This window comes from Simplicispira piscis (assembly GCF_054783455.1).
This window is the reverse complement of sequence record NZ_BAAGQN010000001.1, coordinates 150248-163996: the sequence shown is the minus strand read 5'-3', so window position 1 is coordinate 163996 and position 13749 is coordinate 150248. Positions and strand designations below refer to the sequence as shown.

10 protein-coding genes are annotated in these 13749 nt (G+C 65.6%); 6 read left to right on the top strand and 4 right to left on the bottom strand.

Translation table 11 applies throughout. The features are described from left to right. Positions 1-26 precede the first annotated feature (26 nt). Complete coding sequence (locus ACYVOC_RS00735; protein ID WP_116005373.1) at positions 27-899, bottom strand: gamma-glutamyl-gamma-aminobutyrate hydrolase family protein; 873 nt, start codon at positions 897-899, stop codon at positions 27-29. Positions 900-1085: 186 nt separating this feature from the next. On the opposite strand from ACYVOC_RS00735, the gene ACYVOC_RS00730 reads away from it, so the two are divergent. The 4 genes from ACYVOC_RS00730 to ACYVOC_RS00715 all read left to right on the top strand — a co-directional run bounded on the left by ACYVOC_RS00730 (position 1086) and on the right by ACYVOC_RS00715 (position 7445). Next, a complete protein-coding gene (locus ACYVOC_RS00730) occupies positions 1086-4652 on the top strand; it encodes a TonB-dependent receptor domain-containing protein (protein WP_461160544.1) in 3567 nt (1188 codons plus the stop codon). Beyond that, on the top strand, positions 4633-6609 hold the full coding sequence (locus ACYVOC_RS00725) for a CHASE2 domain-containing protein (protein WP_461160543.1): 1977 nt from the start codon (positions 4633-4635) through the stop codon (positions 6607-6609). The genes ACYVOC_RS00730 and ACYVOC_RS00725 overlap by 20 nt, the downstream gene beginning before the upstream one ends. Positions 6610-6761: 152 nt before the next feature. Continuing rightward, on the top strand, positions 6762-7109 hold the full coding sequence (locus ACYVOC_RS00720; protein ID WP_116006199.1) for an HPF/RaiA family ribosome-associated protein: 348 nt from the start codon (positions 6762-6764) through the stop codon (positions 7107-7109). 117 nt (positions 7110-7226) lie between these two features. Continuing rightward, positions 7227-7445, top strand: a complete 219-nt coding sequence (locus ACYVOC_RS00715) for a SlyX family protein (protein WP_116005376.1) — start codon at positions 7227-7229, stop codon at positions 7443-7445. 199 nt (positions 7446-7644) lie between these two features. On the opposite strand, the gene gap is transcribed toward ACYVOC_RS00715, so the two are convergent. Continuing rightward, positions 7645-8643, bottom strand: coding sequence for a type I glyceraldehyde-3-phosphate dehydrogenase (gene gap, locus ACYVOC_RS00710; protein ID WP_461160542.1), 999 nt, complete (start codon positions 8641-8643; stop codon positions 7645-7647). A gap of 31 nt (positions 8644-8674) precedes the next feature. Then, a complete protein-coding gene (gene tkt, locus ACYVOC_RS00705) occupies positions 8675-10708 on the bottom strand; it encodes a transketolase (protein ID WP_116005379.1) in 2034 nt (677 codons plus the stop codon). Positions 10709-10812: 104 nt separating this feature from the next. Between tkt and ACYVOC_RS00700 the strand changes: the two genes are divergently transcribed. After that, complete coding sequence (locus ACYVOC_RS00700; protein WP_233521181.1) at positions 10813-11604, top strand: nucleotidyltransferase family protein; 792 nt, start codon at positions 10813-10815, stop codon at positions 11602-11604. Next, positions 11601-12998, top strand: coding sequence for an aminopeptidase P N-terminal domain-containing protein (locus tag ACYVOC_RS00695; RefSeq protein ID WP_461160541.1), 1398 nt, complete (start codon positions 11601-11603; stop codon positions 12996-12998). The genes ACYVOC_RS00700 and ACYVOC_RS00695 overlap by 4 nt, the downstream gene beginning before the upstream one ends. Before the next feature lie 8 nt (positions 12999-13006). Here the strand turns inward: ACYVOC_RS00695 and ACYVOC_RS00690 are convergent, their stop codons facing one another. Then, the gene (locus ACYVOC_RS00690; protein WP_116005382.1) at positions 13007-13594 is read right to left on the bottom strand and encodes a hypothetical protein; all 588 of its coding nucleotides are present in this window, start codon (positions 13592-13594) and stop codon (positions 13007-13009) included. Positions 13595-13749 lie beyond the last annotated feature (155 nt).

Below are 13749 nucleotides of genomic sequence, written 5' to 3'. Positions count from 1 at the left end.
GTTAGAGGCTATTTTTAATGTAAATATCAATCCTGGCGCAGCAGCGCCTGGCGCAGCAGGCGGGCGGCGCGGTCGCGGATATGCAGGGGGCTGTGGCCCGGGAACGGGAAAGAATGGGCCGCCGTGCAGGCGTTCAGGAAATCGCGCAGGATGGCCGTATCGTCCACGGTTTGGGTGCCTGCCTTGTGGAACTCGGGGTGCCACTGCGTCGCCGCAATGTAGCCGCCCCGCCCGCGCCCCGGGCGGCGGCGGATCGCCTCGGGCACACCGTCAGGGTGGCTGTAGGCCTCGACCACAAAGTCAGGCGCGAGCTGCTTGATGCCCTGGTGGTGGATGCTGTTGACGCACACACGCCGCTGCCCCGGGTACAGCTGCGCCAGGCGGGTACCCGGCACGATGTCGATGTCATGGAAATGCTGGTCGTAGGTGCTGGCGTTGCGGTGCAGCTGCGCCCCAGGGTGCTGCACCTGCAGGTCTTGGTACAGCGTGCCGCCAAACGCCACGTTGATGAGTTGCAGCCCCCGGCACACGCCAAAAATGGGTTTGCCCGCCTGGGCGAAGGCCTCGACCACGGCCAGGTCGTACAGGTCGCGCACACGGTCGCCCTGCCATTCGTCGCGCATGGGCACTTCGCCGTAGCTGCCGGGCCAGACATCGGCACCGCCGTGCATCACCACCCCATCGAGCCAGTCGGCATAGTGCGCCAGGGTCACATCACCACGTGCCGTCTCACCCGTGGGACACGGCACCATAACCACCATGGCCCCGGCAGACATGATCCAGTGGGCAATAGACTGCTCCACATACTGCAGTGTCTTTCCAGTGAAAAGCGAGCGTTCGGGGTCAGCGTGCTGGAAACAGGCCGACAGACCGATCTTGAGACGGCGCGGTGCAAACATGCTTCTTTGTAGCACTGCACCCGCTCTGGTGCTGTAGGAGCAGGCCACGACCTGCTTTTCTACTGCGGCATTCGTGATTTTGTGTTGCTTTTCACTCGAAAGCCAACGATGCAGCGCGCGCCTTCCAACGCATAATTTCAGGCGTTACTGGCACGTTACATCTGCCAGACCCTTGGAGGAGCTCCCATGCGTCTGCCGCTGCCCCATCGTTCCGTTCTTTCCGCGCTGCTGGCGCTGACCTGGCCCCTGCAGGGTTTGGCGGCCGTGCCGCCCGGTGCTGCCGCCGAAATCGTCAGCCTGGAGGGCCTGGGCGACCAGCGCGGCGCCAGCACTTCCGACTGGCGCCCGGCGCGGCGCGCACAGGCGCTGGCACCGGGAGATTTCGTGCGCACCCGCGAGGCCGCCCGCATGGCCCTGGTGTTCTCCGATGAAACCCAGTTGCGCCTGCACCAGAACACGGTTCTGCAGGTCAAGACCATCGCCACGGCGGGCCAGCCCGTGACCACGCTGCGCCTGAACGCTGGCCGCGCCTGGACGCAGACACGCCGCCCGGTCGGCAGCCCACTGCAAATGGAGACCCCTGCCGCCACCGCCGCCATCCGGGGCACAGACTGGCACATCAGCGTGGAGCCCGATGGCCGAACCCTGCTGACGGTGCTCTCGGGCACGGTGGACTTCGGCAACGACCAGGGCCGCATTGCTGTCGGCGCCAGTGAAGCAGCCTATGCCGAAGTGGGCAAGGCGCCTCTCAAGCTGCTGCTGGGCCAGCCGCGCGACCGCGTGCAGTGGGTCAATGCCCTGCAGGCCGACCCGGTGCCGCACCTGACGGCCGCGCCGCTGCCTGCGGCGCTCGAGCCCGTGCGCGCCGCGCTGACCGCCCGCGACACCACCGCCGCACGCGCCGCACTGGACCCGGTGCGCGCCAGCACCCCACCACAATGGGTGGCCGCGATGGACGCCGCCATTGCGCTGCAAGCGGGCGAATGGCGGCAAGCCCGCGCACTGCTGGAGCGCCAGTTGCCCCACAAGCCACCGCTGTTGGTGTGGCTGATGCAGTCTGATATGCAGTTGATGGACGGCGAAGGCCAGGCCGCCGTACTGACCCTGCGCGCTGCACTGGCGCAATGGCCCGCCCACCCGGCCCTGCTGGCGCATCTGGCGCGCGCCCAGTTGTTGAGCGACCGCATACCCGAGGCCCAAGCCACCCTGGCAGCCGCGAAGGATGTCAAAGACCCCGAGCTGGCGCTGGCCCGCGCCGCACTCGCACGCCGCCTGGGCGATGCCCCCGCCACGCTGTCGGCCTACACCGATGCGACAGCGCTGGCACCGCAGGACGCCCGCGGCTGGCTGGGCCTGGGCAGTGCGCACACCGAACGCGAAAACACGGGCCCGGCCCGCCAGCATCTTCAACACGCGCTGGCGCTGGACCCGCATATCGCAGGTGCACAGGGTGAGCGCGGCACGCTGGAGACCTTTGCCAACCGCTTCGCTGAGGCCGAGGCGGCCTTTGCCAGCGCACTCGAAGACCACCCCGCCGACTACGTGGCGCTCACCGGCCAGGGGCTGCTGCGCCTCAAGCAGGGCCAGCCCGAGGCGGCTCTCGACGATTTCCTGCGCGCCGGTGTGATGGAGCCGCGCTACGCCCGCGCCCGCACCTGGACCGCTGTCGCCTACTACCAGCTGGGCCGCCACCAGGACGCCATCACCACACTGCACCAGGCCAGCGCGCTGGACGATAAAGACCCCCTTGCGTACATGCTGCTGGCGCAGATCCACACCGACCTGTTCCAGCCCGGCGAAGCCGTGCAGGCCGCGCGCGCCGCAGTGGAGCGCATGCCTTATCTCAAGTCGCTCAACCAGTTGGCCAACGACCAGAAAGGCAGCGCCAACCTGGGTGCGTCGCTCGCCTTTTTCGGCATGGAAGACTGGGCGCTGGAACTTGCACAGCAAAGCTTCTCGCCCTACTGGGGCGCAAGCCACCTGTTCCTGGCCGACCGCTACCCCGGCGAGTTCAATAAAAATTCGGAGCTGTTCCAGGGTTTTCTCACCGACCCGATGGCTTTTGGCGCCAGCCAGCGCTACTCGTCGCTGCTCCAGCAGCCGGGCAGCCACGGGGCGGTCGACGCTTGGCAGGAACAAGAGTTCTACCACCTGAGCGCGCCCTCCATCACACTCAATGGCATGGACAACAGCCAGGTCCCGCTGTCGTGGTTCGTGAAAGCGCAGAAGGCGCAAGGCAGCCGCTTCCCTATCGATGTCGGCGTCACCAACCGCCCCGCCTCTTACGACGCTACCGGCTCCGCCGAGGCCGATGCGGGGATATTCACGCTGGGTTTGGGCTTGCAGCCGAGCGAACGGCTCAACCTGTTTGCCTATGCCAACCACACAGACATCCAGTTGCGTGCCCACAATCTGCTGGCCTCGGAGGCCGACAAAACCACGCAGCAAGGCGTGCTGGGCCTGTCGTACCGCTGGAGCCCTACCGAGCAGACCTGGGTCAAGCTGGGCCGCAGCCTCGAAGGCACGCGCATCACGAACTTTCCGACGCTGTTCGAGTTTGCGCCGCTGACGGGTGTTGCCGCCTTTTCGATGAACCCGCGCAAAGCGATGACAGATCTGCAGTTGCGCCACAGCATCGACCCGGAGCCCGGCACGCGCTGGAGCATCGCGTTGGAGCATGTGAGGGAGAAACAGGCCAGCGAGAGCCTGGGGGTGGGCATGCTGAGCACCGTTTCCGACGGGCGGACCTTCTCGGACACCTTGTACTTCGGCGGCGTGAATGCCATCGACCGCCGCTACACCGGCATCACCCTGGACGGTCAGCAGCAGCTGACACCCACATTGCGGATGGACGGCGCTTTGGCGCTGCAGCAGATTCGCCAGAACGTGGACGGTGCAAGCATTCTGCGATTGGCAACCTCGGGGGTTCAAAACATCGAAACGGCCGAGCGCCACGACACCAGGCACGTGCTCAGCCCACGCCTGGGCACCGTGCTGCAACCAACGCCCGGCGCAATGCTGCGCCTGGCCTACCAGGACTGGCTGCGCCCCTTGAGCGTTTCCACGCTGACGCGGGTCGAGACGGCAGGTATCGCCGTGGAAGACCGGCTGGTCGAAGCGGGCGGGCGCCACAAGCGCCTGGTGGCGCAGTGGAGCCAGGAGTTGGGCAGCAACAGTTTTTTGAGCGCACGCGCCGACCATCTGCGCGTGCGCAACCCCGGCTCGCTGGGGGTGGACCTGCGCACGCCCAGCCTGCCGTTTCTGGAAGAAATGCGCAACGCCCAGCTCGTCAACCTCTCCAGCACCGATGTGCTGGAAGACACGCCCACCTACTACGCTGGCACGCTCAAGGCGCTGGCACTCGGTGCGAGCCACATGGTGAACCACCGCTGGTCGGTCTATGGCAAATACCACTACCAGCACAGCGATTCCGAATACGAATCGATCGCGGCGCCCACGGTGGCGAACTCGTACGCCATTCCCTACATCCCGCGCCACACGCTCGTGCTGGGCACCACCTGGGCGAGCAGCGCGCGCGTTTATCTGAGCGGCCGCACGGTGTACCGTTCTGAGCGCTTTGAAGACCAAGCCAACCTCACGCGCCGGCCACCGGGCTGGAGCATGGACCTGGTCGGGTTCTGGGAATCGACCGACAAGCACTGGATGATTGGTGTGGGCGCGCTCAACCTGTTCGGCCCCAAATCCGCACGCCAGAAGTCCCGCTACGTGATCGATGCGCGCTACCGGTTCTAAACGCCTCGCGCTCTTGCTGGATGCGGCGCTGCTGGCGCTGCTGCTGGTGGGCGCCGCGTCGCTCAGTCGCCCATGGCATGCGCTGGAGTTCAAGACTTTCGACCTCTGGACCGCACTGGCGGCCCCGCACCGCAGCGCGCTGCCCGTGGTGGTTCTGGCGATCGACGAGCCCACATTCCAGGAGGTGCAACAAAGCTGGCCGTTCCCGCGCAGCTTGCATGCGCGTGTGCTCGACCGCCTGCGCGACGACGGCGCCCTTGCCGTGGGCTTTGACGTGGTGTTTGCCGACCCCGGCGCGCCTGACCAGGACGCGGCATTCGCTCAGTCGCTCGCGGCGGCCACGGCAGCGGGCTTGCCGGTGGTGCTGGCCTCGACACGCGAAAAGGTGGAAAGCGCCAGCGCAACGCTGTGGACCGAGGTACTGCCGCTGGCGGCATTGCGCGACGCCGGGGCCCAGCATGGCGATGCCGGGGTGCAGCCCGACGACGACTTCGTCGTGCGCCGTATGCCACAGGACAAAGGCAGCTTTTCCGCCACGCTGGCTGGTACTGCGGCGCTGCATGCCATGGCAGCGCCACCTGCTGAATTCATTGCCTACCGTGGACCGCGCGGCACCTTCGACACGCGCTCGTATTACCAGGCACTGGAGCCGGGTCTGCTGCCACAAGGTTTCTTTCACGGCAAGGTGGTGCTGATTGGCCGCTCCACCCTCACGGCCAGCGATTTGCAGCACAGCCAGGCCGACCTTTTCAATTCGCCCTTTGCTGCACTGGGCGGCGAGCGCCTCTTTCCTGGCGTGGAACTGCAAGCGACCCTGCTCGACAACCTGGTCAGCGGCGACGGGTTGCGGCTGGTGCCCGAAGCAGGGTCGCTGGCGCTGGTGCTGCTGGCGCTCGCCCTGCTGCTGCCTGCCAGTCTGCGCTGGCACCCCAGTGCGGTCGGGTTGCTGGCGGCAGGGCTCGTTGGCGGCATGGCCCTGCTGTCATGGCTGCTGTTTCTCAAGGCGGAGCGCTGGCTGGCGCCGCTGCTGCCGATGGCGGCGACGGTGGCAATGTATGGCGCTACGACCCTGGTGGGCTATGCCAGCACACGCCAGCAGGCACGCCAGATGCGCGCCATGTTCTCGCAATACGTCCCGCCCGAAGTGGTCTCGCGCCTGATCGCCCAGCCCGAGCTGCTGCGCCTGGGCGGCGAGGCACGCGAGGTCACGCTGCTGTTTACCGACCTGGCGGGCTTCACGACGCTTTCCGAACACTTGAGCGCAGAGCAAACCGTGGAGGTGCTCACCCTCTACTTCAATGCCATGACGCCCATCGTGCACGCCAGCGGCGGCACCGTGGACAAGTTCATCGGCGACGCGGTCATGGCCTTCTGGGGCGCACCACTGCCCGACCCGCAGCATGCCGAGCATGCGGTGCGCGCCGCCATTGCCATGCAGCAGGCCATGCAGTCACTGGCGGCCGCGCTGCAGGCACGCGGACTGCCCCGCATCGCCATGCGCATCGGCGTGCACACCGGCCGTGTGGTGGTGGGCAATGTGGGTTCGGCGCAGCGCTTTTCCTACACGGCCATTGGCGATGCGGTGAACTTGGCCGCTCGGCTCGAAGGCGCCAACAAGGCGTTCGGCACGGGCATCCTGCTCTCGGGCGACACGGCGGCGCTGCTGCCCTCCAACTTGGCGCTGCGCCCGCTGGACGACGTGGTCGTCAAAGGCAAGACAGTGCCTGTGCGCGTGTTCACGCCCTGCGATGACGCTGCGGTCTGCCGCCATGCGCAGGCGGCCCTCGACGCCTTCCATGCCCGCGCGTGGGACGAGGCGCAAAGCCACCTGCAAGCGCTGCTGGCGCGCTGCCCGGACGATGCTGCCGCACTGCGCCTGCAGAGTCGGGTGGAAGAAGCCCGCACCCTGGCACCCGGTGCGCCCTGGTCCGCTGCGGTGGCCCTGGACAAGCTGTGAACCACCCTGGCGCTGACGCTGCGTGCCCCACCGCTCCTCCTGGACATTGACCCGACTCAAGTTCACGCCTGCCATTGCAGGCATGATGTAGCCATTGTCCGATCCCGTTTTCATGCTGGCACCCCGTGTCGGCCCATGCCAAAGGAGAATCCATGCAAGTACAAGTGCACACCGACAACAAGATCCAAGGCGGCGAATCCCTGGCCCACTGGATCCAGGAAGAGGCCACGACCCGCCTGGGCCGGTTCCGTGACGTCATCACCCGCGTAGAAGTTTTCCTCTCGGATGTGGATGGCGGCAAATCGGGCGCCAACGACAAGCGCTGTCGCCTCGAAGCCCGCCCCGCCGGTCGCCAGCCAGTGACCGTCACAGCCGACGCCGACAAAGTGGCCGACGCTTTCACGGGTGCGGCAGAGAAGTTGGTGCGCGCACTTGAGCATGACCTGGGCCGCGTAAAAGACCGCAACGGCCGCGAGACCATCCGCACCCAGGACGAGTAAACAGATGCGCCGGTCGTGTGGGACTGCACGGCCGGTTTTGCTCCTTTTTCAGGAGCTTATAGCGCTTAACCAGCAAGCGTTTCAGCCTATTTTTCTTATAAATCCCGTCTTCACCGGATGACATCCCCCCACGACATCGACCAGCGCCTGACCGCGTTGGAAATCAAGGCCAGCTACAGCGAAGACCTGCTCGACCAGTTGAACCTGACCATCTACCGACAGCAACAGCAGATAGACCGCTTGTTGCAAGAGCTCGCCTACCTGCGCCAGCAAATGCCCGAGTCGAGCGATGGCGCGCCGCGCAACCTGCGCGACGAGTTGCCCCCGCACTACTGAACCCGAACGGCACACCTGCGTACGCCCCCAGTAATTCCATTTCCATATCAAACGTGCACTTTGTCGGCTTCGCTTGCCGTACGCCTGTACTGTCTGCGCTTCGCCTTCGCGTTCACGCTTGATCTAGAAATGGAATAAAAAGGCCGGCCAACCCTTGCGGGTTGGTCGGCCTTTTTGTGCGCCAGAGCGCAGCAGCAGATTACTTGGAAATCACGCGCACCATTTCCAGGCACTTGTTCGAATAACCCCACTCGTTGTCGTACCAGGCCACCACCTTGAGGAAAGTGGTGTCCAGGGCGATACCGGCTTCGGAGTCGAACACGCTGGTGCAGCTCTCCCCACGGAAGTCGGTGGCGACCACCTTGTCGGCGGTGTAGCCCAGCACGCCTTTGAGCGCGCCTTCGGACTGTGCCTTCATTTCAGCGCAGATCTCGGCGTAGGTCGCGGGCTTGTCCAGCTCCACGGTCAGATCCACCACCGACACGTCGGAGGTGGGCACGCGGAAGGACATGCCGGTCAGCTTCTTGTTGAGCTCAGGAATCACCACACCCACGGCCTTGGCGGCGCCGGTGGAGCTGGGGATGATGTTTTCCAGAATGCCGCGGCCACCGCGCCAGTCTTTGTTGGATGGGCCGTCCACGGTCTTCTGCGTGGCGGTGGCGGCGTGCACGGTGGTCATCAGGCCGCGCTTGATACCCCATTTATCATGAAGCACCTTGGCCACGGGGGCCAGGCAGTTGGTGGTGCACGAGGCGTTGGAGACGATGGCCTGGCCAGCGTACTTTTCGTGGTTCACGCCGAACACGAACATCGGCGTGTCGTCCTTGGAGGGCGCGGACATCAGCACCTTCTTGGCGCCGGCGGCCAGATGCTTCTCGGCGCTGGCCTTGTCCAGGAACAGACCGGTGGCTTCGACCACGATGTCGGCACCCACTTCGTTCCACTTCAGGTTGGCGGGGTCGCGCTCCTGCGTCAGGCGAATTTTCTTGCCGTTGACGATCAGGGTGTTGCCCTCGACCGAGACTTCGCCCTTGAAGCGGCCATGCACGCTGTCGTACTTGAGCATATAGGCCAGGTAGTCGGGCTCGAGCAGGTCGTTGATACCCACGACTTCAATGTCAGAGAAGTTCTGCACTGCTGCGCGGAACACCATGCGGCCGATGCGGCCGAAGCCGTTGATGCCAATCTTGATCGTCATAGCTCTATCTCTCCAAGGTTGATTGCCAAAATTACTTGCGCTTGAGCACCGCTTGCACGGTGGCTGCCACGTTCTCTTCGGTGAAGCCGAAATGCTGGAACAACACCGGCGCCGGGGCCGACTCGCCGTAGGTGTCGATACCCACCACGGCGGCGCAGCCGTACTTCCACCAGCCGTCCGTCACACCCATTTCCACGGCGATGCGCGGAATGCCTGTGGGCAGCACGGCTTTCTTGTATTTGACCTCTTCGCGGTCGAACGTGGTGGTACTGGGCATGGAGACCACACGCACGGCGATCTTTTTGGCCGCCAGCAGGCGCTGCGCCTTGAGGGCCAGCTGCACCTCGGAGCCTGTCGCGATGAGGATGGCCTGGGGTTTTTTCTTCAGGCCGACGTCTTGCGGCTCGGACAGCACATAGGCGCCGCGCGAGATGTCGCCCAGTTCTCGTTTGGGCAGGTAGGGCAGGTTCTGACGGGAAAGCAAGAGTGCCGTGGGCTTGTCGCGGTTGGACAGGGCCACGCTCCAGGCCACGGCGGTTTCGGCCGTGTCGCCGGGGCGCCAGACATCCAGGTTGGGGATCAGGCGCAGGCTGGCGGCATGCTCGACCGACTGGTGCGTGGGGCCGTCTTCACCCAAGCCGATGGAGTCGTGCGTGAACACATGCACCACACGCTGCTTCATCAGCGCGGCCATGCGGATGGCGTTGCGGCTGTAGTCGCTAAAGGTCAGGAAGGTGCCGCCGTAAGGGATGAAGCCGCCGTGCAGCGCGATGCCATTCATGATGGCGGCCATGCCGAATTCGCGCACGCCGTAGTTGATGTGGCGGCCGCCAACGCCGTTTTCGTTCTTCACCACCTGGCCCTGCATGTCGAAGCGCAGATTGGGCGTGCTCTTGGTGTTGGTGAGGTTGGAGCCGGTCAGGTCGGCACTGCCGCCCAGCAGCTCGGGCAGCGCGGCGGTGAAGGCTTCGAGGGCCAGCTGGCTGGCCTTGCGGCTGGCCACGGTTTCGCCCTTGGTGTGGGCCTGCACCACGGTATCCACTGCCACCTGGGCGAACTGCTTGGGCAGATCGCCGTTCATGCGGCGCGTGAACTCGGCTGCCAGTTCAGGAAAGGCGGCCTGGTAGGCGGCGAAACGCTCGTTCCAGGCCTGTTCGGCAGCCAGGCCCGTGGCGCGCGCGTTCCAGTCGGCGTACACCTCGTCGGGCACGGTAAAGGGCGCAGAATTCCAGCCCAGCGCTTCGCGCGTCAGGGCGATTTCCTCGGCGCCCAGCGGCTCGCCGTGGGCCTTGGCGGTGTTCACACGGTTGGGCGAACCCTGGCCGATGTGTGTCTTGCAGATGATGAGCGAGGGGCGCTCGGTTTGCTGGTGCGCTTCGGCAATGGCGGCGGACACTTTTTCGGCATCGTGCCCGTCGACCGGACCGATCACATTCCAGCCGCAGGCCACGAAGCGCAGCGCGGTGTTGTCGATGAACCAGGGCTGTACCTGGCCATCGATGCTGATACCGTTGTCGTCGTACAGCGCGATCAGCTTGTTCAGCTTCCAGGCACCGGCCAGGGCCACGGCCTCGTGGCTGATGCCTTCCATCAGGCAACCGTCACCCATGAAGGTGTAGGTGTGGTGGTCCACCACGGCATGGCCTTCGCGGTTGAACTCGGCCGCCAGCAGCTTCTCGGCCAGCGCCATGCCCACGGCATTGGTCAGGCCCTGGCCCAGCGGGCCCGTCGTGGTTTCCACACCGGGGGTGACGCCCACTTCGGGGTGACCAGCGGTCTTGCTGTGCAGTTGGCGGAAGTTCTTCAACTCCTTCATGGGCAGGTCGTAGCCCGTGAGGTGCAGGAGCGCGTACAGCAGCATGGAGGCGTGACCATTGGAGAGCACGAAACGGTCGCGGTTGGCCCAGTGCGGGTTGGCCGGGTTGTGCTGCAGGTGCTGGCCCCACAGCGCCACGGCCATGTCCGCCATGCCCATGGGGGCACCGGGATGGCCGGAATTGGCTTGTTGAACGGCGTCCATTGCGAGTGCGCGGATTGCATTCGCCATCTGTTGAGAATTGGCCATGTGGGGCGGTTCCGGTCAGGGAGAGGAGGGAAAACCCGAGATTTTAGCGGTGTGCCCAAAAGGCCGCGTCCGATGCGCCTGCATCGATGCACTACAGTGCTGCGATGAACGGCGCCACACCTCCCTTGTCCGCGACCCCACAGCCTGCGGCTTTGCTACTGGCCGCCGGTCGTGGAGAGCGCATGCGGCCCCTGACCGATACCACGCCAAAGCCCCTTCTGGCCGTGCAAGGCAGGCCTTTGCTGGAGTGGCACTTGCAGGCCCTGGCCCAGGCCGGCGTGCCGCGTGTGGTCATCAATACGGCCTGGCTGGGCGAGCAGATCAGCGACTATTTTCAAGATCATTTTGATCTACAGGGCACACCCAAAAAGCGCAACGCGCTATCGATTTCATACTCGCACGAAGGACGCGATTTTGGCGGTGCGCTGGAGACGGCGGGCGGCATTGCGCGTGCATTGCCGCTGCTGAGCAACATGTTCTGGCTGGCCGCAGGCGACGTCTATGCGCCCGACTTCCGCTTCGACGCTGCAGCCGCCAACACGTTTGCCGCCAGCAGCATGCTGGCCCACCTGTGGCTGGTGCCCAACCCGGCACACAACGCGCGCGGCGACTTCGGCCTCTCGCCCGAGGGCCTGGCCTTGAACCTGGCGCCCGGTGACCCTGCGCACCGCTACACCTACAGCACCATCGCACTGCTGCGCGCTGAACTGTTCGCGCCGCCCTGGTGTGATATTCCCCCTGGCAACCCCCAGGGTGTCAAAGCCCCTCTGGCCCCGCTGCTGCGTAGTGCCATGGACAATGGCCGCGTCAGCGCGCAGCTTTACACCGGTCGATGGACGGATGTAGGCACCCCCGAGCGGCTGGCTGAACTCAACACAATCGCCCCTGCGCCATGACCCTGACCGTGCCCCATTCCGTCTACGCCGAACGCCGCGCGCGCCTGGCCGCCCAACTGGGCACCGATGGCATCGCCATCGTCCCCACCGCACCCGAGCGCATGCGCAACCGCGACAGCGATTTTCTGTACCGCCACGACAGCTACTTCTACTACCTCACGGGCTTTACAGAGCCCGGCGCCTGCCTGGTACTGGCGCAGGACGGCAAGAGCACGCTGTTCTGCAATCCCAAGGACCCTGAGCGCGAGATCTGGGACGGCTACCGCCTCGGGCCCGAGGCCGCCCTAGGCGCGCTGGGCGTGGACGCAGCGCATTCGGCAGCCGAGCTGGACCAGCGCCTGCCGCGCATGCTGGAGAACCGCGCCTGCGTCTGGTACCCGTTTGCCACGCACTCGGGCCTGGCGGCACGTGTGGACAGCTGGTTGACGCCGGTGCGTGCCCGTGTGCGCTACGGCGCGCTCTGCCCGGCGCGGCAGGCCGATTTGTGCCTGCTGCTGGACGAGATGCGCCTGGTGAAAGATGCGCACGAGCTGGCCCTGATGCGCCACGCCAGCGACATCAGCGCCGCCGCCCACATTCGCGCCATGCGGCGCTGCGCCCGCATGCTGCGGGCAGGCGAGGACGTGCGCGAGTACCACCTCGATGCCGAACTGCTGCACGCATTTCGTGACCAGGGTTCTCAGGCACCGGCCTATGGCTCCATCGTGGCCGCCGGGGCCAATGCCTGCGTGCTGCACTACCGCGCCGACAAGGCGCCCGTGCGTGATGGCGAGCTGGTGCTGATCGACGCAGGCTGTGAGTTCGATGGCTACGCCAGCGACATCACACGCACCTTTCCGGCCAACGGGCGTTTCACCGGGCCGCAGCGCGCGCTCTACGAGCTGGTGCTGGCCAGCCAGGAAGCCGCCGTGGCTGCAACACGCGCAGGCGCGCGCTTCAACGCGCCGCACGAGGCCACGGTGGCGGTGCTGGCGCAAGGCCTGCTGGACCTGGGCCTGCTGGACAAGCGCCAACATGGCACGGCGCAGGATGTGATCGAGCGCCGTGCCTACTTCCAGTTCTATATGCACCGCACCAGCCACTGGCTGGGCATGGACGTGCACGACTGCGGCAGCTACGTGGAGCCGTCAGAGGTGGGTCAGACCAGCGAGCGCCGCGACCCGCTGTCGGGTGAAATCATCGTGGACCGCCCCAGCCGCATCCTGCGCACAGGCATGGTGCTGACCATCGAACCCGGCTTGTATGTACGCCCGGCGCCCGGCGTGCCCGAGGCCTTCCACCACCTGGGCATCCGCATCGAAGACGATGCCGTCGTACAGCAGGAGGGCTGTGAGCTGATCACGCGCGGCGTGCCGGTGCAGCCCGACGCGATCGAAGCGCTGATGCGCGACTGATTTCTGGCTTAACCGCTCGCGGGGCCGTAGACGCGCCGCGCATCCTCCAGGCACTGGGGCCGGGCATCGTCGGCCACTGCTTTACAGCGCTCACGGGCAACCTCGTAGTCCAATGCTCGGCGTTCAACGGCCGCCTTTTTGCGGGCTGCCGCCACGGCGGCGTCTCGAGCGGCAGGCGTGTTGGCCATCTGCGTTTCGAGGCGCGCAATGTTGGCGTCTTCGAGAGCGCGCACATGCAAAGCCTTGGCGTCCTTCTTGCACACCTTGCGGGCCTGGCCTGGGCGTTCGTTGCATTTTTCCTGGTTCACCGCGTAGGCCACGTCAGCGCGCACCACGGTGGCCTGGTAATCGGCGTTGTTGCTGGGCGCCAAACGCGCCTGCAGGTCGGCCAGCGCGATCTTCTTGCGCCCCTGGGCCTCCTTCATGCACACGTTCCGGGCATTTGCGTCCAAGGTCTTGCAGTGTTTGTATTGGGCTTTGTAGTCGGCGCTGGCCTGCACCTTGGCCGCGTTGAACCCGGCCCTGTCCATGGCCATCCCGGTGTTGGCTGCGAAGCCGGCGGCGGCCAGAACCAGCCAGGTGCGTGCGAAGCTCATGGTGCAACTCTCCAGAAGGTCAAAAAACGGCACGACACACCGTGCCATGCCGTAAGGCCCGCAGGCCTTGTATCGTCATTCTGTTTCCAAATCATTCGTGTCTAGGCGCGAAGCCGCAGACAGTGCTGTGCGCGGCAAGGCGAAGCAACAACGAC